This window comes from Mesorhizobium sp. 113-3-9 (assembly GCF_016756515.1).
Lineage (GTDB): Bacteria > Pseudomonadota > Alphaproteobacteria > Rhizobiales > Rhizobiaceae > Mesorhizobium.
Map to the genome: position 1 here is coordinate 623,583 of NZ_AP023246.1, position 23,174 is coordinate 646,756.

The following is a 23,174-nucleotide window of genomic DNA, read 5'->3' on the forward strand; positions in this document are numbered from 1 at the left end:
TCGCCATGCGGGAAAGGCTGATAGAGGTCAGTCAAGCCTTCCTGGACAGCGGCTTCGGTGACGGCAACGCCGAGCAGCGTCTATGTTCGGCCGACGAAGGCACCTACTGGCAGCAGCTTTCCGAGGTATTGCTGGCGCACCAGCTCACAGAGGCTGGGGTCGAATTGACCCATCAGCAGGCAGGGCCCGACTTTCGGATCGACCGGGAGGGCCGGCGCATTTGGATCGAAGTTATCACGCCAACCGCCGCCAATATTCCGGCGGAGTGGCTTGCTGCGCCGGGCGGCGGTGTGCGTGATTTTCCGTATGAGGCCATTCTCCTACGCTGGACGGCCGCGATCAAGCAAAAGGCCGAAGTATTGCTGGGCAATCCGCCGCTTGCCGTTCCAGGCTACCTCGCCAATGGCACAGTCGGCGCCAATGATGCGTACGTTATCGCGGTAAATGGCCGGCTTCTGCGCGGATATGACGGCGTCTTCGATGCGCTGACCGGAATCAGTCAGTTTCCATTTGCGGTGGAGGCAACCTTCGCCGTCGGACCGTTGCAGTTGCGTATCAATCGGGAGACCCTGGAAGCCAGCGCACTCGAACACCAGCCGCGTTACCTGATTCACAAGCCGACTGGGCAGCCCGTTCCGGCCGATACCTTTCTGGATCAACGATTCGCGCCGATCAGCGCCATCTGGGCGACGGACATTGACGAGTTCTCGCTGCTGGGGCGAATCCCGAGAATGGCTGTCGTACACAATCCGGGCACCGCCAACCCCGTGCCATCGAGATTCTTGCCAGCCCAAGACGAATATCAAGCACAAGAAATCGACGAGCAAAACTATCGACTCGATCGACTGGACGGGAATCTTCCCGGAGAACTCGCCGACGAGTTAACGGTCGGCTGAAGGCCTCTAGTCAGCCGCCATTAGAGCAACGTCCCTCTGCCTGCTGGTCTTGCGTGAACTTGATCTGCGCGGCCGGCTTTCCACGCTCTTCAGCCCATGCCGCCAGAGTATTAGTCTCTACGCGGTCGCCCTAAGATCACTACGTGCGCCGGGCTTCCGAGCGCAGGATATAGGACGATTCGAGCGACGAGATAGCCTGCCCCCGGCCCATCGAGGGGTTCGCCAACGGCTAGTTGGAGCGTATGGGAGTCGTCGGCATCAAACGGGCTTTCATGCGGCAGATCGCCTACGAAGGTCTCAACGTCATCACGTCTGCAAAGGATTAGGTCTATAAGCAACGGATCAAAAGCACCTAAGCCCATTTCTGCGATGGCATAGGCATAGGCCGTTTTCGCCAGCGACCGCATGTAGTGCCGACGATTGACCTCACCAAGCTTCACTGCCACGAGCTTTGCCCCAGTCTCTTCGGCAACCTGCTTGACTATGCTCGACAGAGCCTGCTGATCGACATAGGTCCACGGTTCGCCAATTGACGCCGACCGGGCGCCGCTTGGCTTCAGCAGCTCGGGGAGAGGCGACGACCAGAGGCTGATCATCAAGGGCGCCTTTGCCAAGGTAACTCTGCGCTTGCCGAGATTCCGAATCGGTTGACCGTGTTCGTTGACCTCGACAAAATGCATCAGAACGTCGGAAGGTCGATCCTTTCTGTTCCGGGTTGGCGCATCTACCTGTGCCCTGAACACCCCGAGCTGCTTTTTAAGCACCTCTTGCTCGTATTTCTGGATGATCTTTTGGCAATCGGAGCAACAAGACTTCTCGAGCACAAGGCTGTTGCCGCCCAATGCGAAAGGTATCACGTGCTCGTCCGTCAACGGCACCCCTACGCCGCCGCAGTAGATACACCTGCCCGGGGAGGGAATCCGGCGACTCCGGCGTTGCTCCAGGTCGAATTCTGATAGCTTCATTGAAACGACCTAGCCGGATGGAGGCGATCACGTTCGCAATCGGGAATTCCGGATACTTCTACAAGCTGCCCATGGCGGACTCCGACAGGTTCCGCGCGGGCCCAACGTCATCTCAAGGGTTCTGCTGATGCCCGTATTCTCTCGGCGTCGACTCCAGCAGATGATTGATGACCTTTCAGCTTATCTTGATCAAGAGAAAGCTTCCGATCTCGTTCAGAGACTCGAATCGAAAAAAGTCGATCAGGCGCTGCCAGCAGAAATGGAACTAGCAATATTGTGGGCAATTGCGAACACCGGCGACATCGTCGTCGAGCCGGCGTGGTGGGGTGACACCCGGCGGCCGGATGCCGTCTCCGAGACCGTTGTGCTGGGTACGCAAGTTGCTGTTGAGATCGCGGCGGCCACGGACAATTCAATTTCGCCAGAAGAGGCGATGGACCGCGTTGCTCTCTCCGTCACCGATTTCTGCAATCGGCTGTCCAAGGGAGTAGGCCACCACCTCTATTTTCGTTTCGGCGAAACCACAAAACGCATGGAGGGACGAAGCTTTCGACAAGTCTTGGCACCTTTTGATTTTCAGTTGACTGAAGAGCAGGCGAAGAGGTTGAGAGAATGGGTGCGTGAAGATCGATTTAAGACAGAGAAAATCACGCTACGCGAGCCGGGACTTTTGGTTGAAGTGGAATGGAAGGAATATCGCCAGGTCCGATATCATAACATCTGGACATCTTTGCCGCCGCAGGCCTATTCGCGGGAGGAAAACCCGCTTTTCGCGCTTCTTCGTCGAAAGGCAGATCAGCTTCGCGCGGCGACAGCTGGAACAGTCCGCATCGTCGTCGTCGCTGATGTTGGGTCTACCCTTTTAAATCACATGGGTAGGATCGGGGAAAATGACCCAGGAGGACGCAATTTTTCCGCACGGCAGATCATTCACCGCTTTGTCCAATTACACAACCGTAAGATCGACGGTGTCGTGGCTTTGAGTCCGCGAAAGGAACTGCGGATGGGGAGTAGCGAACGAAATTGGGTAGCTCGGGGCTTCTATACTGACGCTGGGAAAGATGGGTGTGTCGCACTTTCAAAAGTCCTTGAAGCCTTGCCACTGCCACGCTTCGCTGGATATCAGGCTAGGTCCTTATTCCGCCAGGGCTGTTTTTCGCCTAAGGCAAAGGGATGGTATCTGGGAATGAGTATGGAGAGCAAACTTCGAGATAAGAATGACCCAAATAGTGGGCGACAGGAAAGCGTGAGGATTCCTGCGCGGATGTTCTTGGATCTTATGGCGGGACGTATCACTGAGGCACAATTTCGATACTTCCTCGGTGAAAGAAACGGTGAAAAAAATTTCCTTGCTGGTTGGCTCAACAAGGGCCTGACGATCTCCGGCGCGGAGATGGCCCCGAGGAACCTGGATGAGGAAGACGATCACATCATCCTTCATTTCAGTGATGATCCAGTTGCTCGTCCGTTAACAGGCAAGGGATAGGTTTAGCAACGCTGATTCCGAATCGGAAAATCTCACCGGCGGGCGAACTTGAACCCCGGAACCATGCACGGAATAACGGACGGCTGCGACCGTCACCTCGCGGGCCCAATCAACGGATTCGTCATGGCACAGCGTCGGCCGCTGATGTAACCTGGGCGGGCTACGCTGTTCAGGGCTTCGCCCCGGTCGCCACTCGCACCAATCTACGTTGGCTGGCCCTCTTGCTCTTCACCCCGTTCAGCATCGAACGCCTGCCTACCCTTCGCAGTCCATAATCGTTGGGCTTGCTCGCCTTCATCGCTCTGTAGCTTGGCGGCGATCCAGAGCAACGCGCCGTAGATGGTAGCGCGATCGTCGTTGGTGAGCTCGACAATGCCTGCCTTGACGACGAGTCCGCCCAGTTCGATCAGATGTCGAGTGCGTTTGCGTCTCTCGACCTGCCATGTCCTCATGTCATTGCGAGCCAGTGCCGCCTGCCGGCGATTGTGGGCTGCCCGGTTGCGCTGGAGCGCCGCGTGGGTTGCGCTGAGATGCCGGAGCAGTTCGCCGTGACCTGCTGTCGAAAAACATCGCTCCACGCTTGGCCCACGCCTCACGCTTTGCGGTGTCTTTGGTTTCAGCGATTGCGACCAGCGCGCCGGCCAGTTCGTCGCTGCTGAGCTGATCGGCGCCGGTGGCGATCACCAGCTCGCCAAGCTGCTGCACCTTTCGCGTTTTGAGTTCTCGCGCTTTGTCTTCCAGCGCCCTCAGTTCGGCGTCGAAGTCCCTTGGTTTGCGCATGGCTATCTCCATCGATTGTCGATGCGGCAATGATAGGGGAGCGTCTGCCGGAAGGCTTCAGGGTTGCCGAGACAGCCTGGGACGGGCTGGTCCATCCCGAGATTTTTTCGAGGGAGGGCGCGCTTATACGTCGTGCCGACGTGGGCTTTGCCGTGCAAATGATCTGGTCGCTATGGCGATCTATCATCTTCACGTCAAGGTCATTGGCCGCAAGGCTGGGAGCAGTGCTGTCGCGTCGGCCGCCTACCGCTCGGCTTCGCGGTTGCGCGACGAGCGCATCGAACGCAGCCACGACTTCTCCGCCAAACGCGGTGTCGTCCATTCCGAGGTGATGTTGCCGGAGGATGCGCCGGAAACCTGGAGCGACCGCGAACGGCTTTGGAACGACGTCGAGGCGATCGAGGTGCGCAAGGATGCCCAGCTCGCCCGCGAGGTCGAGTTTGCCCTGCCGCGCGAACTCAGCCAGGCGCACGGCATCGAACTGGCGCGCGACTTTGTACAAGTCGAGTTTGTCAGCCGAGGCATGGTCGCAGATCTCAATGTGCATTGGGACAGGGCGGAGGATGGCAGCCCCAAGCCGCATGCTCATGTCATGCTCACCATGCGGTCCGTGGACGAGAACGGTTTTGGTGCCAAGGTTCGAGACTGGAATGCTACCCAGCTGGTCGAGCGCTGGCGCGAGCGGTGGGCGGAGCTGGCCAATGAGCGCCTGGCCGAACTCGACATCGACGCCCCCATCGATCATCGCAGTCTGGAAGCGCAGGGCATTGCCCTGGAGCCGCAAACGCAGATTGGTGCACCGGCGCAACGCATTGAAGGCAGCGGCCTTTCTGCTGGCGATAGTGAAGCAGATCGCGCCGAACTGCATCGCGAGATCGCGCGCAACAATGGCGCGCGCATCGTTGCCGATCCATCCGTGGCGCTGGACGCCATCACCCATCAGCAATCGACCTTCACCCGAAAAGACATTGCGAAGTTCGCGCATCGGCACAGCGATGGAATGGAGCAGTTCAACGCGGTGATGGCGGCCATCAGCAATGCACCCGATCTGGTCGAGCTCGGCAAGGACAGGCGTGGCGAAGATCGCTTCACCACCCGGCAGATGATTGAGACCGAACAGCGCCTTCACCGCGCGGCGGAGCGTATCGATTTGGACGAGCGACACGCGGTGAGTGAGGCACATCGCGAGGTAGCTCTGGCGCGCGCTGCGCAAGGCGGGCTTGTCCTTTCGGGCGAGCAGGCCGATGCGCTTGCGCACATCACCGATGGTCACGGTCTTGGTATCGTTGTCGGCTTTGCCGGCACCGGCAAGAGCGCCATGCTGGGCGTTGCGCGCCAGGCATGGGCGGCAGCCGGCTATGAGGTTAAAGGCGCCGCACTCTCCGGCATTGCGGCCGAGAATCTGGAAGGCGGATCAGGCATCCCGTCACGCACCATCGCCAGTATGGAGCATAGCTGGGGACAGGGCAGGGATCTGCTCACCACGCGCGATGTCCTGGTGATCGATGAGGCCGGCATGGTCGGCACGCGCCAGTTGGAGCGCGTGCTCTCCCATGCGGCGGACGCTGGCGCAAAAGTCGTCCTTGTCGGCGATCCCCAACAGCTGCAGGCGATCGAAGCGGGTGCTGCATTCCGTTCGATCCATGAACGCCACGGCGGCGTCGAAATCGAGCAGGTGCGCCGGCAGCGCGAGGACTGGCAGCGTGATGCCACGCGCGATCTTGCAACCGGCGGGATCAATGCTGCGATCAGCACCTACGACGCGCACGGCATGGTGCATCGAGCTGCAACGCACGACGAAGCGCGAGCTGAACTCGTCGAGCGCTGGGATCGCGACAGGCAGGCGCATCCAGAGGCAAGCCGGATCATTCTCACACACGCAAACGACGAGGTGCGTGCGCTCAACCAGGCAGCACGCGAGCGCATGCGCGCTGCCGGCGATCTGGGTGACGATGTCCAGGTGAATGTGGAACGCGGTGCAAGGAACTTCGCCAGCGGCGACCGCGTCATGTTCCTGCGAAACGAGCGCGGGCTTGGCGTCAAGAACGGCACGCTTGGCATCGTGGAGGATCTCAGCACACAGAGCATGACGGTTCGCGTCGACGATGGGAGGTCAGTTCGCTTCGACCTGAAAGACTATTCCCACATCGACCACGGTTACGCTGCGACCATTCACAAGGCGCAGGGCATGACGGTTGACCGCGTCTATGTCCTGGCAACGCCGGGCATGGATGCGCATGGCAGCTATGTAGCGCTATCGCGGCACCGAGACGCGATGGACCTGCATTACGGCGGCGACGACTTTGCGACACGAGACCGGCTCGTTCGCACGCTGTCGCGCGACCGCGCCAAGGACATGGCTTCCGACTATGAGCTAGTCGATCCGGCGAGGAGCTATGCCGAACGGCGCGGCATCACCTTCCGCGAGCGCCTGGTCGAGATCGTGCGCCGGATCATTCCGGAGAGCCTCCGCGACCGGATCGGCGGGTTGCTGGACGGATTGCGTTCGCCCGGAGACGTCCAGCTCGGCCAAGAAGGTGGGCGCGGGCCGGGAAGGGAGAGTGTTGGAGGGCGGATCGGAGATGCAGGCCCAACGCCCGGCAGAGGAAATCTCGCCACAGGCTTGCCGCGCGACACGGATGTTCCGGTGGACGCGGAAGCGGCGTTGCGCAGCGCTCGCACCAAGGCGCTTGTTCGTCACGCCCGCGCTCTCGACGCGATCCTCAGTACCGGAAATGCCAACGGGCAGGGCAGTCCCGACCAGATGCGCGAATTGAGGGATGCTCGTAGCGCTTTCGAGAAGGTGCGGCCGCATGGCTGGCGCGATGCCGAAGCGGCCTATGTGAAGAATCCCGAGCTTGTCCCCGAGGCGGGGGCCGGCCGCGTCAGCCGCATCGTGCTTGCCCTCCAGCTTGAAACCGAAATCCGCACTGGATTGGACACCGATCCGAACCGCCGGGCCGAGCGCTTCGTGGGACGTTGGCAAGAACTCCACCGGACAAGCCAGGACCAATATCAGGCCGGCGACATGTCCGGCTACAAGTCAACGCGCTCGGCCATGTCCGATATGGCCAAGAGCCTCGAACGCGATCCGCAGCTGGAATCCCTGCTTGCCAATCATAAGAAAGCGCTTGGCATCCAGGTCGAATCCGGCCGGCGTCTGGGTGTAGAACTCGCGTTCAATCACGGCATCGGGCTTGGCCGAGGCAAAGGCATCGGAATCTGACCATCCGATTTGCCGCCGTTACCGCGCCACATCGCGGTAGGGCGGGAATGCGTCTTGCCTGACCGATGCAGCCTGTTTCGTGTGACCCATCAGATATCATAGGCACGCAGGAGGAGACAGGAGAGCCATGCCCGAACCCGATCGCATCATTCGCAGCAGAACTGTCCTTGCCCGGACCGGCCTGTCCCGCTCAACCATGTATCGCAAGATCGCCGAAGGCACGTTCCCGGCTCAGATCAAGATCAGTGTCAACGGTGCGGGCTGGCGCGAATCAGAAGTTAATCAGTGGGTTGACGATCCAGTTATGTGGTGCGCCAGGAAGCAGCAAGACAATAGCGACCAACCGCAATCAGTCGTCAGGCATCGCCGCCATCGGATAGGTTCAATGACCGATTAGGGCCGACGGCGGTCCGTCCGGTTTCGGTAGCGGTTGATGGAAAGCTGCCCCTAACCAACCGCCCCCTTTCGGCCCCTCGTACTCAAATAGCGAAACCCGATAGCGGTCATTGCCCGTTATAATATCAATTCCCTGCGCATGCGTAGCGATTGCGGGCTCCAATCCGAAGCGCCAAACAGCGACGGAGCCGATCGCTCTGGAGAGTATCCCTATGGCCCGGCGCCTTCGGGACGAACGCTGTTTGCCGCTTCCTCAGCCTCGGCCGCTGCCTGCGCAGCGCGCTCCACCATCTCGCGCGTGACGACTTTGCTGTGATCCCGCTCACGGTAGAGACGCGCATACTCGGCGTCGTCGACATCGCCCGGGCCATAGTCATGGTAGTCGAGATGGCGCCAACCCCGTTGCGTGAGGTCCATGCCGTATTCTACGCCGACAAATCCGCTCAAGGGCACGATATAAGTCTTTACGAACGGGACGTTCTCGTAGGTTCGCTTGATGAACTGCGCGCCGGGCGTGTTTTCGATAAACCATGGCTGCCGGCCGAACCCACCAAACTGCAGTTGGATGACGCGGCCGAGCGTTTTCAATGCCGATAGAGCGTCCTCCCGCATTGTGGAGTAGGTCGCGGGATTAAAATGGACCGAACGGTTGCGCAGCGTCGCGAGCTCCATGAAAGCCATCCCAACATCAGGCAAGAGCACGCCCCAGTCTTCCAACACGCGCACGGCGAACCGCCAGTCATCGAAAGACTCGCTGCGATAGACGCGGCGATAGTGCGGCGACGCTTTGTAGTGATCCCGAAGGTCCAAGATGAGGTGGTTCAGAATGCGCTCACCGAGGGCGCACGTAGCAACCAAGGCTGGGAAGTAGAGCCCTGACACAAAGGCGCGGCGCGCCTGTTCATGCATCAGGTTATGATAACTGACGATGGAGAACGCCTTTGCACCAAGGTCCTTAGTGTCCTGGATCACATGCGCATGGCGGCGTTCTCCGTACTCGGCCTTGAGCCTCTCAATCGCATTGTTGCGGTTCTCAATATGAAGCGCCTTCACTTTCTCCTCCCAGTGCGCGCTCGGATCTTCGAGACTCATCGGGGTGGAGTCGAAATCATAGGCAAACGGGTGATACCGCCGCCGCCCACGGTCTCGCACGGAAACGTGCCCGTCATGATCGTAGAGGCCACCCGGCAGGTCGGTGACCGTAGTGAACCCTTCGGATACAGCCCTCTCCGCGCGTCCGTTGCTCTCGGTTCCAGCCGCTTCCCGGTGCGTGGGCACCACCTGCGCCGGCTTCTTACCTTCGACGGCAGTCGGCTCTTGGTCGGCCATGGTCCGTCAGCTTCCCGTCGCGGGTGCGGCCGTTCGGCGGAGCATCCTCATCTTCAGCGCATTCGGATGGAAATTGCCCATAAGATGGCCGCGTCCTGTTGTAAGCTAAGGGCGAAGGCTTGTTCTTGCCCCGACCGCCTCGAACTTTTCGTATCGCCCTTCGTTGGCGGTTAGCATACGTGGGATCGGTCCAGATAAAGTGACTATGCCAACGATCTTCCTCATTCTAAAGACCCATCAACCCGGGGCGCCGGACGCCGAGCCACAATGTGCGCTTGCCAGATAAATCTATCATGCACAGCCCCTTAGGACTGCTGCCCGGTTTTCGTTCTTCGAGTGGTCGCCTCATCCGTATGCGGGGAAATAGTCAGCAAAAATCGACCGCCATTCGTCGATCGCCAGCTTCGCATATCCCTGGTTCGAGTAGTTTTCCGCAGTAAGAGCCTGCCGATATGCCTGGTCGAGAGCGGCGACCATCCTGTCGGCCCCGGACTTAGCTAGATAGGAAGCGACGTCGTCACTGTAGCCAGCGGGATCGGCGATCTTGGTCCAAACCTTATCCCTCATTTTATCGAACACCCATCGAGCGCCGCTCGGATAGTCGCTGATAGTGACGTCCTTCAGAACATGGCGCACCAGGACCTCCAGATGAAAGGAGCGGAAGAGATCTCCCTTCTCACGGTTCCAACACTTCAGCATCTTGATCAGTGGCACCAGTGAGCCGTTGTGAGCTTTGTTGGACGCGGACCACAAGTCGACGTGCCTCTTCGGATCTGTGGGAATCCATCTTTTCAGGTGCGGGTCGGGAATAAGATACCCTCCGCCAGTTCGATAGAAGCCCGGAACGACATCGACCTTGAAATCTGTGAAGGTTATGGTCACCGCTTGGCCGTCAGGCTTTATTTTCGGTGTCTTCGGATACCTCTTCTTGAGTGTCGTCATCACGGATGACAGCAGTGCATGCTGGTTTTGGTCCCTGTAGTATTTCGGATCGAGCACGATGAAGACGTCGATGTCTGCCGTCGTGAGGGGTGCGATCATCGTGTTTCGGCGATAGGATCCGGTCAGAAAGGATTCGAGAATTTCGAAATCTTCGGCGACCGCGTCCCGCACGTTCTGCTGACGGCTGGACATAGTGCTTTCCTGCAGATTTGTTATTTCAAGGTTCGTTCTGAATTGGCGAAAGCCCTCCGATATTGTTGTGACCATGTTTGCCTCAGATGCCGAGACGACCGCGAATCTGTTCCCATTCCGTTGTCAGGCGCGCGTTTTGCTTATGAAACAGCGAAGATGAGAGAAGGATCGCGGCTGTAGATTTGGTCGTTTCATAGAACGAGAAAAAGTCGATCGCCTGCGATTGAGCAGTGGGTCGCGAGAAGGCCTGCTTTCCTGTGAACAGTCGAGTTAAGTTATCGAAAACCTGCTCGCTGCGGATACGGAGCCATTCCATCCGAAGCCACCGGGCGATGATATCCTCACTGAAGACCGCCTGAGCTGCAACAGCAAGTACTTCGAGATTCGTGGAGCGATTCAAGACGGCGACGAAGTAGATGACGAGATAACCTGCGGTCTTCGTTCGCTGTCCGACGAGCATCGTTCGAACAATCTCACGCGTGAAGAACGTGCTTTCCATGACCGACGCCGCAAGGCGCTTCAAAGGGTTTGTCTGGTCATTATTGTAGTAACCGACTGTCTCTTCATGCGTCAGCGTCACGCCATAACTGTTCGACAGCAATTCCTGCCGGCGTTTGTCTTCGGCACGAGGAAAGAGATAGAGCTTCTGGATCTGTCCTTGACAAAAGAACAGCAGCACACAAACGATGAAGACTATCTGCACGATATCGAAGGCAATCGGATAGGCCACCTTGTCGACGAAAAGCGCCGCTATCGAGAGGATCGCAACCAGCCAGAACAGTCCAGATCCGACAGCTTCGGCCCGCTCGAGGGGCTTGTAGTAGTTGCCACCTACCGTATCTACCCTGGGCATCAATAGATCCCTTTCCTTAACCTACTTGATCACGGCGTAGAACGGCTCGCTAAAACCAACGAGCCGATCATCGCTTTTGCGGATGATGAATGCTTCCGCCATGTGGACGCCGTGGTATTCGAGTGTTTCCCAGCGACGGTCACCGTCGGTAGGCTTCTCGAAGCCGCCCCGCCCTTTCTTGAGGGCCATAGCCACGGCCCCGGTATTGGTGATTCGCCAACGCACGTAGCAGTCAGCCGGCACCGTTTGGAACTTGTTGACACGGACGTCGAACCAGAGACCACCCCGTGGGGGTAACGCCTCGCCTGAATTGATGGGATGTCCCTTACCGGAATACTGGGACGCGCGATATTCCGCGAAGACTTGGACATTCCGGGAAACCTGCTCGGCGGGCGGCCAACGCGGCGCCTGAAGGTGGGCTGGCGTCCGAAACCACAATGGGAGGATGCTGATACCAAAGTCAATTACGTTGTCTACTAGGCTATCAAGGTGGGCTGCCCCTTCCATGAGAAGCGCACTGGCCTGCTGCATCGCAGATGCCTCCACCTTCTTTAAGTTCTCTCCCTTCGCAAAATCGTCGCCGAAGACCTTGCGCCATTTCTCGATGCTGTCGGAGCGGGTCTCGGCATCGATCGCTTCATCGATCCACTTCCGGTACTTGTTGACGAAGTTTCGGAAGTTCGCGTACTGGATGTCGTTCCATAGGTCGGCAAAATCCTCGTTGGGGAGCGAAGGGTTGTTGACCCCCGGCTTGTCCGGCCGTGCTTGCAGCCAGTCGTCGAGCCTACCCATGATTGTCTGCAACGCGGTTGGCGTGTCCGCGAACCCGTCCGAGTCCTTATCGAACCACTCGATCCGCTGACCGACGAGAGTCGTTAGGAGAACTGAACGGCAACTAAAACGCTTCTTGATGTCCCTGATGTATTTGATGAGCCGGGTCGCCTTGCGAAACGAGTTATTACCCGAGTACCCGTTCTTCTCACGCATCCATCGAGTGTATTCGATGGGCTGAGATTCGTCGAACTTGTCATTGCGCTTGTCGCAGACTTCGAGCGTTCCTTGGTACTCGCGGTCCATCACAAGCGGAGCGATATCAATCTTACAATCGTCCGCATAGGTGATTGTGACGCAGTAATCATAAACGACTGTCTTGTCGGCATATCGTCCGCTCTCAAGGAAAACGCGCCCGAGGTCCTTCACGTATTGAGCGGCACTCCAGCCATCGACCGGGCGAACCTTGACGAGCAGATCGGCGTCGAATTCTCCGCCATCCACCGGGCGGATGATAGTGTCGTGCGCCCAAGACCCCTGCTCGATGAAGGTGGAGATGCTCGGTTCCCAGTCGGATGCTCGAAGAAAGCTTTTAATCGTCTCCGCTCGATCCTCAAGCAGTGTAATACGGGTTTGATTGAGATTGACGGTATCGGATAGAAAGTTTTTGAATTCACTTACAAGTTTCACACTGCCCTCTTGATATTTTGCCAGTCCTCACCGGATGGCGATACGCTCACGTTCTCGACTGGCTCTCATTGGCGGGGAGAGGTACAGAAAGCCAAGGAAACAGCCTTTCAGGATTGCGAACACGAACGCGATAATCTGCTTTATACGAACGAGAGTGAGAATAGGAATTTAACTCTCACACGGGACGAATGCTTAGGTTAGATTGTGACAGGCCGATGCGTGGCACACGTGCGGTGACCAAGCCGAACACATATTATGGCGTCTATAGTAATGTATTCGATAAGTACAAGATCTAGGGTGTTTGATTCTACCATGCGTGGAGAGAAAATGGCTGCACATGATACGGTACTCATTGTCGCGCATGACAAGGAATGGGTCGGGCGTTTTGCCAGCGAGGCGGAGGCGATCCGCGCTGCCATTGCACCGGCGCGAGCATTTATTGATCATGTAGGATCTACGGCGATCCGCGATCTTATGGGCAAGCCGTGCATAGACCTCCTTGTCTCCCTTCTCGACTGGTCAAAAGCAAAACAAGTCGCCGCAGCGCTGAAAGCAGCGGGCTATGTCGAGGAGGAGAGTTGCGATAACCCACCGCGCATTTTTCTTGTGAAAGCCGATCCCGTCACGCCTTTTCACCTTCACCTAGTTCCAAACGGCAACTCTTGGGGACAGGACATGATTGTATTTCGCGACGAATTGTCCGGCGATCCAGACCTAGCGAGCCGCTATGCCGCTCTCAAGCAACGCCTTGCGCAGGCGTATCCGACCGACGCCAAGGCCTACACTGGAGGCAAGTCTAGCTTTGTCGCCGAGGTTCTGCGCAATGCAGCGGGGGCGTTTAGTAATGACCGCCTGCTGACCCATCAGCGTGCGGAGCTGAACCGTGCACAGGCATACCAGAACCTGGCACTTGCTGCCCAGTTTGGTGTTGCGGCCGTCGCCGCAGTCTCAGTCTATTCCAGCGATAACGCGACCCTTCTAAACTTTGCGCTCTTCGGCTTCGGGCTTGCCGGCATTTGGCTTTTTTTGGGCAATAAGCAGCGGAAGCATCGCTCGGCTGGCGACCAGGCGCGCCGGGCGGTGCTCTTAGCGAGCGGTCTCAACGCACGGTTCTCAGCAGAGCAGCGGCTCAGAATCTTTGACGGCTTCACCGCACCCATCGAAAACAAGGCAATGGTGCGCGAGGAAAGCTACTTTGCTAGCCGAGCAGAACCGAGTTTTCGCCGCTTGGCCGAGTTGATCGAAGAATCAGCATACTGGACGCGCGACTTGCAGCGCGCGAGTGCCCAAGTGATGCGCCTCGTGCTGGTTGCGGTTGCGCTTCTCATGGGCTTCACGCTCTGGCATGCTATGTCTTCGATGTCCACCGACGCGCAGGTCTCGCTTGCGCGCGTGCTGGTGGCGACCCTAGTTTTCCTGCTTTCGTCCGATACAGTTGGCACGATGATCGCACATAAGAGCGCCGCCCACGCTATCGATGATGTCCTCCAACGCGTCGAAAGTGCGGCCGCACGTGGCTACACAGAGCCGGATCTGCTGCTACTCCTGTCGGACTACAATGCGGTCGTCGAAGGCGCACCTGTCGCTTTGCCGGGTATATATCAACTCCGTCGCGGCAAACTCACCCGAAGATGGCGCGCATATCTGGAGAACAAGCGATTAACGGAGCTGACCTGAAGCGTCTCCGCGACCAACTCAGCCCTGCGGCTCGCCAGCATGCGGAGAGCGCGAGTGTCGGCTGCTACCGGAAGCGACCTTCGCTTTACGACGTGAGATGAGGTGCGACCAAGACCTCCAGCATGTTTAATCCTGATGTCTGCTCTAGGAGTTCCCTCAACGGCCGACATGAGGGCGCAAAGCTGCCGATCGCTAGCTACAGGTCCGCTCGACGCGTGCTCGCGAGCGGCTCATAACCATGCCAGCACTAGGAGTCGTTGGGTTTGACCAACTCCAAATGACTTACCCCTAGTGCTTGGGCAAGCTCGTAAAGAGTGATTACGGTGGGGTTTCGCCGACCGCGTTCGAGGCTGCTTAGATATTGCTGACTGAATCCGGAGCGTGCTTCCACATCCTCCTGCGTCAGGCCTTTCTCTCGCCGTATCCGCGCGAAGTTTGTTCCAACCAGCTGACGCATGTCCATGCGTCGGACAATCGAGGTTTACACACTTTAAGTTTATCAACTATAATATGTATTCACTGAGCGCGAAACTCGCTGGAGCCAAACCGTGTCGACGACAAATCCGCATGTCTTTGCCGCAAGTCGGAACGAAGGGGAGCCGCAACTGGCAGGCGTGCATGACCCCGCGTTGTATTTAATGAACGATTGGCAGATGGCTCGGTACGTCTCCCTCCTATTATGTCGCGTGCAGCAGCGTTTGGAGAGCCGAATGATGGTCAATACCGGAAATTGGGGATTGACCTCAGATTTACGAAACCAGGCCGGAAGCCAAGCAGGGCACCCTGTCGGTGACTCAGGGGCGTATGCGGTTGCGCGAGAGGCCGAGGTCTTAGCGATGACCGAAGCCCTAAAGCTTCAGGATACTATCCCCGAGGTGGCGGCTTCGTCGCTCACGGGGATCATCGCCAAGTTGGAGATGATCGTCGGCGCTGATCGAGATATCGGTGATCCTACTGACTTCCCGTGGCCGCATATTGCTTCGGTGCTACGCGACCTCAAAGCCGTTGCGGGCGAATTGCCTCCTTATCGACCGGACCGCGCCTCGACACGCGCGGATGCAGCGCGCTATTGGCAGGATGCTTGTAAGCTTGTCAGGGCACTTGCGGACGAAGATGCTCTGCTGAACGCAACCACTTATAAATCTCGCTAGACTGGCCAAGGCTTGCCGGTTGGCAGGTTCCAACTGGCCGTTGTCCAAAGCATTGTCACGGCCATAAACGTAGCTATGGCCGCAATCGGTAGTTTGTTTGACGGGAAACGGGCGCCTGAGTGGGCAGCGTCTGGCCTATAGCTAATCCGAATATCTTGCCGACTGCTTCCGTGGTGCTTCCGCGACGTCTTTCCCGACCTCTTCCAATCAAGAAATGGTCTTGCTAACTACATGTTTTTGCAGTATAAAAGTGGCGCACCCGACAGGATTCGAACCTGTGACCTCTGCCTTCGGAGGGCAGCGCTCTATCCAGCTGAGCTACGGGTGCTTCCCGGGGAAACCGGAAAACGAACCAGCCGGTGAACCGGCAAGTCACGGCTTCTTAGCGGAAGCCGGCGCGAGCTTCAACGGGCAATTGGCAATTGGGCGGCGCGCCGGAGATCGAGCGTTGGACATGCCGACCAGACTCGAGCACTGTCGGGTCCTTTGCAGGCTCGCTGCCCTTTGGGAGCTCATCCCCTCAAAAAGGTCCACTGGGCTCTAGAGCCGGGCCCATCGTTGGTCATTCGAGAGGCGAGGGCTTTTCTTCCGCTGCCGACGATGCCTATTGCCCCGCCTCACCCTTCACCGTCCGCCGCCTCACCCCGCGCACGGCCCGTTTCGCCTTCTTCGCACCCGCCAGCTCGTTCATCGCATCCAGCTGCATCTGCTGCATCTCGGCGAGCCGCGTCCATTGGCGGGAAATGAGGTAGTCGAGTTTTTCGTGCAGGTGGCGCACTTCGAGCTCGGCCTTGAGGTTGACGCGGTATTCGTTGAAGGAGCGCAGGCGGTCTTTCACCTCCTGGCGCTTCTGGCTCATCATGATGACCGGCGCCTGGATGGCGGCGATGCAGGAGAGCAGGAGGTTGAGCAGGATGAAGGGGTAGGGGTCGAAGGCTCTATTCAAACCCTCGAACAGATTGATGCCGATCCAGACCAGCAGCACGCTGGCAAACGAGATCAGGAACCACCAGCTGCCGCCGAAGGCGGCCATGTTGTCGGAGACGCGGTCGGGAAAGGTCCGGTGCTCCTCGAACTCCTCCTCACTGTTTTCGGAAATGGTGTCCTGTTTGGCGATCGATTCCACCACCTGGCGGTCGAGCTCCGAGAATTCGCCATGCTCCTGCTGCAGCAGCTCCTCCATATAGCGCATGCGGTAGCGGCCGAGCTCCTCGCGGCTGACGCGCGCGCCCTTGGGCAGGTCCGGGTGGTCCGATCGAATGCGATCGGCGAGGCTCGGGCGCAGCGTGTCGATGCGCACGAGGTCGCGCTTGCGGAATTTGCGGCCCGAGATCGCCGACGGTTTTTTCCTGGGCTTTATCCGCGACGCGCCGGGACCGGCTGGTTCGGAGTCCGGCACTTCGGGCGTGTCGAAATGCTCGTCCGAAACCTCGTGCGGATCCTCCTGCGCAATCGGCGCCTCGAAATATTCGCCGCCGCTGTCGTTCTCATTGTCGGCCGCCTTCTGCTCGGATGCCTTGGGAACGGTGCTCATGATGCTGGCTCCTGCTGTGGCGCTGATAGGGAGGATACGCCGAGGTGGCGGGGCATATCCACTGTCAGATTGCGCTGCCTATGCCATGGCTTCCAGACGATTGCATGACAGTGTGACAACAATAGCCGGCTGCGGTTTTTGGCGGCTGTTGTTCGCGGCGGCGGCCGCCCCTTCGTCGGGCCGAGGTGGGCGGACGGACCTTCGCAGGCTCAGGCGTTCGTCCTTCGAGAAGCCAGGCAGTTGGCTTTCGTCCGCCGCGCGGACTACTCATAACCTACTGCTGTTCGGCGAACATCAGCCTGGTTTTGGTGGAATCCATCGTTGGCGACAGGCTGCGCTGGATCAGCGCCTCGACATGGTCGTTGCGCTGGCGGGCACTGTCGGCGCCCATCACCACCACGATCAGCTGGCGGCCGTCGGCATTGTAGGAAGTGACGATGTTGAAGCCGGAGGCCCTGATATAGCCGGTCTTGATGCCGTCGACGCCGCGCACCCGGCCGAGCATGTCGTTGTGGCCGCGCACGAGCTTGCCGCGGAACATGAAATCGCTTTCGGAGAAATAGTGGAAATGCTGCGGGAAGCGCTGGCGCAGCGCCATGCCGAGCACCGCCATGTCGCGCGCCGTCGTCATCTGGCCGTCATCGGGCAGGCCCGACGCGTTGCGGAAGGTGGTACTGGACATGCCGAGCGAACGCGCCTTGGACGTCATCATGGCGGCGAACTGGTCCTCCGAGCCGCCAAGATATTCGCCGACCGCCACCGCCACGTCATTGGCGGATTTGACGACGATGGCGCGGATGGCGGAATCGACATCGATGCTCTCGCCGCGCCGGAAGCGCATCTTGGTCGGCGGCTGCGAGGCGGCATGATCGGAAACCGGGATCTGCGTCTCCTTGGTGACGCGGCCGGACTCCATTGCCTCGAACAGGAGGTAGAGCGTCATCATCTTGGTCAGCGAAGCCGGATAGCGCTGCGCCGTCGAGTTGACCTCGAACATCTGCTTGCCGGTCTTTGCGTCGACGACGATCGCGGCATATTTCTGCGGCGGCGCGGGCACGGCCAGCACGGAATCCGGCGGTGTCGTGGTCGAGCAGCCGGCGACCATCAGCAACAGGCCAAGGGCGACGAAAAGTCTCTGGAGGAGCGGAAAGGAACACAGTTTGGACAAGGGCAAGACGTTCTGGCGATGCTGTTGCTGAGATGAGGCGAAGCTAACGTAACGCGATTGGTGCGTCCATTTGGTTAATGGCTGATAGTCCCAGGATTGTCGAGTTCGGCCTGCCGCCCCGAAATCGCCGGTTTCCTGTCTTTCCTTGCCAACGCCGCGCTTCCCGTGGGAAGGGGCGTGGGCATCGGCTGGCTTGGGGGGTGGCATGACGAACATCGGGGCCGGGGGCGCAGCGCACTCGCTTATCAAGGCATCGCTCAGCCGCACCGGCAAATGGGCCGGAAGCATCGCCTTTGTCGGCGGCGCGGTCTCCGACATCCTCAATCCGCTGGCGCCGTTCGCCGCCTATATCGCGCTGGTCGCCTCGATCGCGGCGGTCATCATCGCCATCGCCATTGTGCTCAGGCTCGTGCTGGCGGCCAGGGCGCTGCCGGCGCTGGTGTTCGCCACCAGTGCGGCGGCGGTCGCCGGCGGCGTCTATGCCGTGCAGCAGCAGACCAATTCGCAGAACGGTGTCATCGCCGGCCTGGTGCCGGCGATCGCGCAGCTGCAGCAGTCGATGGGCATCGTCTCCGAAAAGGTGGCGAAGATCGAGCGGACGGTCACGCAGACGCAAAAGACCGTCGAAGAGGTCAAGAAATCGACCGACACGGTTGCACAGAAGACCGACCAGATCGCGTCGGCGCAGCAGCAACAGACCCAACAGGGCGCCGAGACGCAAAAGACCGTCGAAGCGGTCAAGCAGACGACCGAGACGCTCGTCGCCGGCCAGCAACGGCAGCAGGCCCAGGCGGAAAAGCTGCAGGCCACGACCGAGCAGATCGCCGCTTCGATCGACACCATCGCCAAGGGGTTTGCCCAACTGGCGGCGCAGGGCGGGGCGATCGCCGAGCCAAAGCGGCCGGACGAATTCTACCACAATGCCCGCGTCTACGAATTGTCCGGCGACATGCTCAATGCCCGGCGCTCCTACCTCGCCTTCGCCGGCTTCGACGTCGACGCCATCGACCCCTATACGCGCTTTGCCACGCTGCTTCGGGTGCAGGACGGCAAGGCGGGTGCCCGTGAAGTGTTCGGGCAGCTTGCCGACAAGGGCAAGGCGCTGTCGATCAAGCTGGTGCATATATTGCAGTTCGACGATGCCCAGCGCCTCGACAAGCTCAACGCCTTCATCGCGGCCAATCCCGACTACGTGCCGGCCTATTACCTCCTGGCGCAGGAGTTCTCGGAAGACCGTCTCGGCAGCCAGACGCTGGCCGACAAGCGCAGCGAAGCCCAAGCGCTGACCAAATTCGTCTCCTACGAAAAGGATGGCGGGCTGCTCAAATATTTCGTCGACCAGACCCAGCTGGCCGACTGGCTGGACCGCAGCCACAGCCGACTGGCGGCTTTAGGCGACGTGCTCGACCCCGCGCGCTTTGTGCCTTCGCTGACGCCGATGCGTTCGAACCAGGGCTGGTCGATGACCATTTCGCTACCCGAGCCGGCAACCGCGATTTCCTGGCGGCTCGGCACTGGCGGCCCCTTCACCGACACCGGCTTCCTGGCGATGAACGACCAGACCACCGGCAAGCCGATGGCCAATCCGAGCTTTGAACTGCCTGGCAGCACCGCGGCGACCACGATCGCGATAAGATATCTCGACATCAGGGGCCGCGAGACCGGTCCATTCGACATCCGCTTCGACCCCGACATCGCGCTGCAGCAAGGTGACAAGCAGATCCTCGACCAGTTCTGGACGTCGTGGATCGCCTTCGACTCCGGCGGCAATCACGGCCTGGTCTATTTCACCCAGATGCTGTCCTACCGCTGCGCCATCAAGGAGGTGCACTTCAGCCTGAACGGTGCCGCGCTCGACAAGTCGCTCGATATACCGCCTTGCGACAAGAAGGACCCCTACGCCATCCCCTACGACGCCAAGGGCTATTTCAAGGTCGCCGACAGCGTGAAATCGATGTCGGTGCAGGTGACCTATACCGACGGAACGAAATCGCCGGTGCGGGAGTACAAGCGGCAGTAGCTGATGCGAAATGCCGATTGCGGTGCTTGCGCAACCCGCGCTGAAAGGGTTCTGTTCGCGGCTTCGGATTCGGTGAGAGCGCAATGACCATCAGCACGATCAAGGCCACAGGTATTTCGGTTTCGCTCGATCTCACTGTCGGCCACATCGCCGACATGGTCGTCGAGAGCCCCGGAAGGCAGCTTCGGCCACTGCACCGCGCCCCTTGGGTCGACGCGGGCGAGACGCTGCCGAAGGACCTGCCGCAAGGCACGGTCCGGTTGTCCGGCGATTTCCTCTGCGCGCCGTTTTCGCGCAGCGATGTCGAAGAGGCGCCGCTACATGGCTGGACGGCCAACAGCGCCTGGGATGTCGTGGACAGCAACGCCACGCGGGATGGCTGGCGCGCGGTCTTCCGGCTGCGGCACAAGGTCATGGGCGCCAGCGTCGACAAGATTTTTACACTCATCGACGGCCATCCCTTCCTCTACCAGGAACATGTGTTTTCCGGCGGCTCCGGCGCGATTTCCGTCGCCCATCACCCGATGACGGTGATGAAAGGCGGCGGCCGGCTGGCCTTTTCGCCGAAGCGCTTTGCAGCGACATTAGCCGATCCGCTGGAGCCCGATCCCGCGCGCGGCCGCTACATGCTGGCCTATCCGGCGCGGTCGGCCGAGCTCGGCCGGTTTCCCGCCGCCGGCGGCGGCATGCTCGACCTGGCAGAATACCGCATGGATGACCGGCGCGAGGATTTCGTCACCCTGGTCGAGGCCGATCATGGCGGGCCGGGCTGGACGGCGCTGGCGCGCCAGGCCGAGGGCGACCTCGTGCTGGTGCTGAAGAACCCGGCCGAACTGCCGGTCACCATGCTATGGCTCAGCAATGGCGGGCGCGACTACGCGCCCTGGAGCGGGCGTCATCTGGGCGTGCTCGGCATCGAGGACGGTCGCACGGCGGTCGGCCACGCCGCCTCGATTGGCGACAACTGGCTGAAGCGCGAGGGTGTGGCGACCGCCTTTGCGCTCGGCGAGGGTCGAAGCTTTTCGTTCCGCCATGTCATCGGCGCCATGCCCCTGTCCGGCGGCACCCCGCCAGGGGAAATCACCGCCGCCGAGGGTCGCATGCGGCTTGCCGCGGGCAGATCGAGCTGGGACGTGCCCTTCGACAGCGATTTCCTGCGCATCGGCCAGCCCGTCCCTGCCTGAGCGGGGATTGCGCGAGCGCGGGGTTTGAAATTTCCGTGAACTGCCGCCAAGATGCGGCGGAAACATCGTGCCGGTCATCCAGGCAAGTGAGGCTTCCCATGTCCGAAATCGCCCATCTCGCCGCCACCATCTTCAAGCGCGCCGGCAAGGCAAAGCGCTTCATCGTCGCCATCGCCGGGCCGCCGGGGGCTGGAAAGTCGACATTGTCGGCCGGCCTGCATGACCTGTTGCCGGAAGGGGCGGTGGAAGTCGTGCCTATGGACGGCTTCCATTATGACGACATCGTGCTCAATGCGCGCGGCCTGCGCGCCCGAAAAGGGGCGCCGGAAACCTTCGACTTTGCCGGCTTCGAGGCCCTGCTGAAGCGCATCCGGGCCGGCGAACCCGAGATCGCGATTCCCGTCTTCGACCGCGACATGGAATTGTCGCGCGCCGCGGCGGCGATCGTCGGCACCGAGACGAAATTCATCCTGGTCGAAGGCAATTATCTTCTGCTCGACGAAGAGCCGTGGTCACGGCTGGCGCCGCTGTTCGACTTCTCGATCTTCGTCGAGGTGCCGCGCAATGAACTCGAGCGGCGCCTGGTGGAGCGCTGGCACGGCCATGGCCGCTCCGATGAGGATGCCCGCGCCTGGATCGCCTCCAACGACATGCCCAACATCGAACGCGTGTTGGGCCGGCGCCGGGCCGCCGATCTGGTCATTGGTTAACACGCTTAATTTTCGGTATTTCTGCACGGGAACCTTAAGGGTTTCGCGCCGTTATGTCCGGGAACCCATTTGTCGGGCGTAAGGGATTTTCCGATGGCAACCAAGGCAAGAAAACCCGCAGCCGCCAAGACCAGGACGGCAAAGGCAAGCCCAGCGACAGCCGGTGCCGGAGCAGCGATCGCCGAGCGCTCGAAAGACGCCAAACCCGCTTTCGGCAAGGCCGCACCGAGGAAGGTCGTGCCTGCCGCCAAGACGCCAAGCCCGCGCAAGGCGGCGAAGGGCAAACAAAGTGCCGTCCGGACGGTGGCAAGCGTAGCCGCCGGCGCGGTGGTCGCCACCGCGCGCGGTGCCGTCTCGCTGGCGGCCTCCGTGATCGGCAAGGGCGGTTCGAAGGCCAAGGCGAAGTAGCAGGTTCTGCATCGCCGGGTGGCCAGGGCAATCGCCCCGTAGGCCAGTTTCAGTCCCTTGCCGGAATGGTCAGGCCCTTTTGCACCGCCGGCCGGGCCAGGCCGCGCTCCAGCCAAGCTGCCACATTGGCGAAATCGTCGAAGCCGACGAGTTCGCGCGCGTCATAGAAGCCGATCAGGTTGCGAACCCAGCCGAGCAGCGAAATGTCGGCGATGGTGTAGTCGTTGCCCATGATCCATTTGCGGCCCTTCAGCCTGCCGTCGAGCACACCGATCAGCCGCCGCGATTCGTCGCGGTAGCGCTCCAGCGGGCGCTTGTCGGCGATCTCGCGGCCGGCGAATTTGTGGAAGAATCCGACCTGGCCGAACATCGGCCCGACAGAAGCCATCTGGAAGAAAACCCACTGGATCGTCTCGTAGCGCCGCGCCGCGTCCGCCGGTATGAGCAGGCCGGTCTTTTCGGCGAGATAGAGCAGGATGGCGCCGGATTCGAACAGGCCGATCGGCTTGCCGTCCGGGCCGTCGGGATCGATGATCGCCGGAATCTTGCCATTGGGATTGAGCGACAGGAATTCCGGCGTCCAGCTTTCGTTCTTGCCGATGTTGATCAGATGCGGCTCGTAGGGCAGGCCGATCTCTTCCAAGGCGATCGAGACCTTCACCCCGTTCGGCGTTGTCGCCGAGTAAAGCTGGATCCGGTCCGGATGCTTGGCCGGCCAACGGGTTGCGATCGGAAAGGCGGACAGGTCAGCCATCGAGAACTCCTGAGCGGGGATTTGCGCCAAAGGCGCACGGTG

Annotated in this window: 21 protein-coding genes and 1 tRNA gene; 10 read left to right on the forward strand and 12 right to left on the reverse strand. The window is 60.1% G+C overall.

What is annotated here, in order from left to right:
* Window positions 1-5: 5 nt before the first annotated feature.
* Complete coding sequence (locus MesoLj_RS02875; protein WP_202325013.1) at window positions 6-896, forward strand: hypothetical protein; 891 nt, start codon at window positions 6-8, stop codon at window positions 894-896.
* A 110-nt stretch (window positions 897-1,006) separates the two neighbouring features.
* Here MesoLj_RS02875 and MesoLj_RS02880 read toward each other — a convergent pair whose 3' ends face one another.
* A complete protein-coding gene (locus MesoLj_RS02880; RefSeq protein WP_202325014.1) occupies window positions 1,007-1,768 on the reverse strand; it encodes a hypothetical protein in 762 nt (253 codons plus the stop codon).
* 253 nt (window positions 1,769-2,021) lie between these two features.
* Here MesoLj_RS02880 and MesoLj_RS02885 point away from each other — a divergent pair, with 253 nt between their 5' ends.
* Window positions 2,022-3,347: a hypothetical protein gene (locus MesoLj_RS02885; protein WP_202325015.1), complete on the forward strand. Its 1,326-nt coding sequence runs from the start codon at window positions 2,022-2,024 to the stop codon at window positions 3,345-3,347.
* 203 nt (window positions 3,348-3,550) lie between these two features.
* Here the strand turns inward: MesoLj_RS02885 and MesoLj_RS02890 are convergent, their stop codons facing one another.
* Together MesoLj_RS02890 and MesoLj_RS02895 are read right to left on the reverse strand one after the other, a co-directional pair.
* Window positions 3,551-3,799 carry a conjugal transfer protein TraD gene (locus MesoLj_RS02890; RefSeq protein WP_202325016.1) on the reverse strand — a complete coding sequence of 83 codons (249 nt, stop codon included), beginning with the start codon at window positions 3,797-3,799 and terminating at the stop codon, window positions 3,551-3,553.
* Window position 3,800: 1 nt separating this feature from the next.
* Window positions 3,801-4,127: a conjugal transfer protein TraD gene (locus tag MesoLj_RS02895; protein ID WP_202325017.1), complete on the reverse strand. Its 327-nt coding sequence runs from the start codon at window positions 4,125-4,127 to the stop codon at window positions 3,801-3,803.
* A 172-nt stretch (window positions 4,128-4,299) separates the two neighbouring features.
* Here MesoLj_RS02895 and traA point away from each other — a divergent pair, with 172 nt between their 5' ends.
* Window positions 4,300-7,353: a Ti-type conjugative transfer relaxase TraA gene (gene traA, locus MesoLj_RS02900; RefSeq protein WP_202327151.1), complete on the forward strand. Its 3,054-nt coding sequence runs from the start codon at window positions 4,300-4,302 to the stop codon at window positions 7,351-7,353.
* A 127-nt stretch (window positions 7,354-7,480) separates the two neighbouring features.
* Window positions 7,481-7,750: a helix-turn-helix transcriptional regulator gene (locus tag MesoLj_RS02905; protein ID WP_202325018.1), complete on the forward strand. Its 270-nt coding sequence runs from the start codon at window positions 7,481-7,483 to the stop codon at window positions 7,748-7,750.
* Between the two features lie 209 nt (window positions 7,751-7,959).
* On the opposite strand, the gene MesoLj_RS02910 is transcribed toward MesoLj_RS02905, so the two are convergent.
* The 4 genes from MesoLj_RS02910 to MesoLj_RS02925 form a co-directional block, all read right to left on the reverse strand.
* On the reverse strand, window positions 7,960-9,078 hold the full coding sequence (locus MesoLj_RS02910; protein ID WP_202325019.1) for a hypothetical protein: 1,119 nt from the start codon (window positions 9,076-9,078) through the stop codon (window positions 7,960-7,962).
* A gap of 345 nt (window positions 9,079-9,423) precedes the next feature.
* A complete protein-coding gene (locus tag MesoLj_RS02915; protein WP_202325020.1) occupies window positions 9,424-10,287 on the reverse strand; it encodes a CBASS oligonucleotide cyclase in 864 nt (287 codons plus the stop codon).
* Window positions 10,288-10,294: 7 nt separating this feature from the next.
* Window positions 10,295-11,065: a hypothetical protein gene (locus MesoLj_RS02920; protein ID WP_202325021.1), complete on the reverse strand. Its 771-nt coding sequence runs from the start codon at window positions 11,063-11,065 to the stop codon at window positions 10,295-10,297.
* Window positions 11,066-11,086: 21 nt separating this feature from the next.
* A complete protein-coding gene (locus tag MesoLj_RS02925; RefSeq protein ID WP_202325022.1) occupies window positions 11,087-12,526 on the reverse strand; it encodes an SMODS domain-containing nucleotidyltransferase in 1,440 nt (479 codons plus the stop codon).
* Between the two features lie 327 nt (window positions 12,527-12,853).
* Here MesoLj_RS02925 and MesoLj_RS02930 point away from each other — a divergent pair, with 327 nt between their 5' ends.
* Window positions 12,854-14,203 (forward strand): GrpB family protein, encoded by a 1,350-nt coding sequence (locus tag MesoLj_RS02930; RefSeq protein ID WP_202325023.1) that lies wholly within the window; start codon window positions 12,854-12,856, stop codon window positions 14,201-14,203.
* A 247-nt stretch (window positions 14,204-14,450) separates the two neighbouring features.
* Here the strand turns inward: MesoLj_RS02930 and MesoLj_RS02935 are convergent, their stop codons facing one another.
* Window positions 14,451-14,666, reverse strand: coding sequence for a helix-turn-helix domain-containing protein (locus MesoLj_RS02935; protein WP_127303222.1), 216 nt, complete (start codon window positions 14,664-14,666; stop codon window positions 14,451-14,453).
* An 85-nt stretch (window positions 14,667-14,751) separates the two neighbouring features.
* On the opposite strand from MesoLj_RS02935, the gene MesoLj_RS02940 reads away from it, so the two are divergent.
* Window positions 14,752-15,354 (forward strand): hypothetical protein, encoded by a 603-nt coding sequence (locus MesoLj_RS02940; RefSeq protein ID WP_244735282.1) that lies wholly within the window; start codon window positions 14,752-14,754, stop codon window positions 15,352-15,354.
* A gap of 251 nt (window positions 15,355-15,605) precedes the next feature.
* On the opposite strand, the gene MesoLj_RS02945 is transcribed toward MesoLj_RS02940, so the two are convergent.
* The 3 genes from MesoLj_RS02945 to MesoLj_RS02955 form a co-directional block, all read right to left on the reverse strand.
* Window positions 15,606-15,682, reverse strand: a tRNA-Arg gene (locus MesoLj_RS02945).
* Between the two features lie 276 nt (window positions 15,683-15,958).
* Window positions 15,959-16,888, reverse strand: coding sequence for a DUF1003 domain-containing protein (locus MesoLj_RS02950; RefSeq protein ID WP_202325024.1), 930 nt, complete (start codon window positions 16,886-16,888; stop codon window positions 15,959-15,961).
* Window positions 16,889-17,162: 274 nt separating this feature from the next.
* A complete protein-coding gene (locus MesoLj_RS02955; RefSeq protein ID WP_446720322.1) occupies window positions 17,163-17,993 on the reverse strand; it encodes a D-alanyl-D-alanine carboxypeptidase family protein in 831 nt (276 codons plus the stop codon).
* 268 nt (window positions 17,994-18,261) lie between these two features.
* Between MesoLj_RS02955 and MesoLj_RS02960 the strand changes: the two genes are divergently transcribed.
* From MesoLj_RS02960 to MesoLj_RS02975, 4 genes are all read left to right on the forward strand, one after another.
* Window positions 18,262-20,076, forward strand: coding sequence for a methyl-accepting chemotaxis protein (locus tag MesoLj_RS02960; RefSeq protein WP_202325025.1), 1,815 nt, complete (start codon window positions 18,262-18,264; stop codon window positions 20,074-20,076).
* A gap of 83 nt (window positions 20,077-20,159) precedes the next feature.
* Entirely contained in the window at window positions 20,160-21,260 is a 1,101-nt protein-coding gene (locus MesoLj_RS02965) for a hypothetical protein (RefSeq protein WP_202325026.1), read from the forward strand.
* A gap of 98 nt (window positions 21,261-21,358) precedes the next feature.
* Window positions 21,359-21,970, forward strand: coding sequence for a nucleoside triphosphate hydrolase (locus MesoLj_RS02970; protein WP_202325027.1), 612 nt, complete (start codon window positions 21,359-21,361; stop codon window positions 21,968-21,970).
* 93 nt (window positions 21,971-22,063) lie between these two features.
* Window positions 22,064-22,378, forward strand: coding sequence for a hypothetical protein (locus MesoLj_RS02975; protein WP_140770588.1), 315 nt, complete (start codon window positions 22,064-22,066; stop codon window positions 22,376-22,378).
* Between the two features lie 49 nt (window positions 22,379-22,427).
* Here the strand turns inward: MesoLj_RS02975 and MesoLj_RS02980 are convergent, their stop codons facing one another.
* The gene (locus MesoLj_RS02980) at window positions 22,428-23,132 is read right to left on the reverse strand and encodes a glutathione S-transferase family protein (protein WP_202325028.1); all 705 of its coding nucleotides are present in this window, start codon (window positions 23,130-23,132) and stop codon (window positions 22,428-22,430) included.
* Between the last annotated feature and the right edge of the window lie 42 nt (window positions 23,133-23,174).

Bases quoted from the DNA above. Each gene is read 5' to 3' on its own strand.
- MesoLj_RS02910 (WP_202325019.1), bottom strand. From the start codon at position 9,078: ATGGCCGACCAAGAGCCGACTGCCGTCGAAGGTAAGAAGCCGGCGCAG.
- MesoLj_RS02975 (WP_140770588.1), top strand. From the start codon at position 22,064: ATGGCAACCAAGGCAAGAAAACCCGCAGCCGCCAAGACCAGGACGGCA.
- MesoLj_RS02895 (WP_202325017.1), bottom strand. From the start codon at position 4,127: ATGCGCAAACCAAGGGACTTCGACGCCGAACTGAGGGCGCTGGAAGAC.
- MesoLj_RS02920 (WP_202325021.1), bottom strand. From the start codon at position 11,065: ATGCCCAGGGTAGATACGGTAGGTGGCAACTACTACAAGCCCCTCGAG.
- MesoLj_RS02890 (WP_202325016.1), bottom strand. From the start codon at position 3,799: ATGAGGACATGGCAGGTCGAGAGACGCAAACGCACTCGACATCTGATC.
- MesoLj_RS02980 (WP_202325028.1), bottom strand. From the start codon at position 23,132: ATGGCTGACCTGTCCGCCTTTCCGATCGCAACCCGTTGGCCGGCCAAG.
- MesoLj_RS02950 (WP_202325024.1), bottom strand. From the start codon at position 16,888: ATGAGCACCGTTCCCAAGGCATCCGAGCAGAAGGCGGCCGACAATGAG.
- MesoLj_RS02875 (WP_202325013.1), top strand. From the start codon at position 6: ATGCGGGAAAGGCTGATAGAGGTCAGTCAAGCCTTCCTGGACAGCGGC.
- MesoLj_RS02915 (WP_202325020.1), bottom strand. From the start codon at position 10,287: ATGGTCACAACAATATCGGAGGGCTTTCGCCAATTCAGAACGAACCTT.
- MesoLj_RS02935 (WP_127303222.1), bottom strand. From the start codon at position 14,666: ATGGACATGCGTCAGCTGGTTGGAACAAACTTCGCGCGGATACGGCGA.
- MesoLj_RS02970 (WP_202325027.1), top strand. From the start codon at position 21,359: ATGTCCGAAATCGCCCATCTCGCCGCCACCATCTTCAAGCGCGCCGGC.
- MesoLj_RS02960 (WP_202325025.1), top strand. From the start codon at position 18,262: ATGACGAACATCGGGGCCGGGGGCGCAGCGCACTCGCTTATCAAGGCA.
- MesoLj_RS02965 (WP_202325026.1), top strand. From the start codon at position 20,160: ATGACCATCAGCACGATCAAGGCCACAGGTATTTCGGTTTCGCTCGAT.
- MesoLj_RS02905 (WP_202325018.1), top strand. From the start codon at position 7,481: ATGCCCGAACCCGATCGCATCATTCGCAGCAGAACTGTCCTTGCCCGG.
- traA (WP_202327151.1), top strand. From the start codon at position 4,300: ATGGCGATCTATCATCTTCACGTCAAGGTCATTGGCCGCAAGGCTGGG.
- MesoLj_RS02930 (WP_202325023.1), top strand. From the start codon at position 12,854: ATGGCTGCACATGATACGGTACTCATTGTCGCGCATGACAAGGAATGG.
- MesoLj_RS02955 (WP_446720322.1), bottom strand. From the start codon at position 17,993: ATGGTCGCCGGCTGCTCGACCACGACACCGCCGGATTCCGTGCTGGCC.
- MesoLj_RS02885 (WP_202325015.1), top strand. From the start codon at position 2,022: ATGATTGATGACCTTTCAGCTTATCTTGATCAAGAGAAAGCTTCCGAT.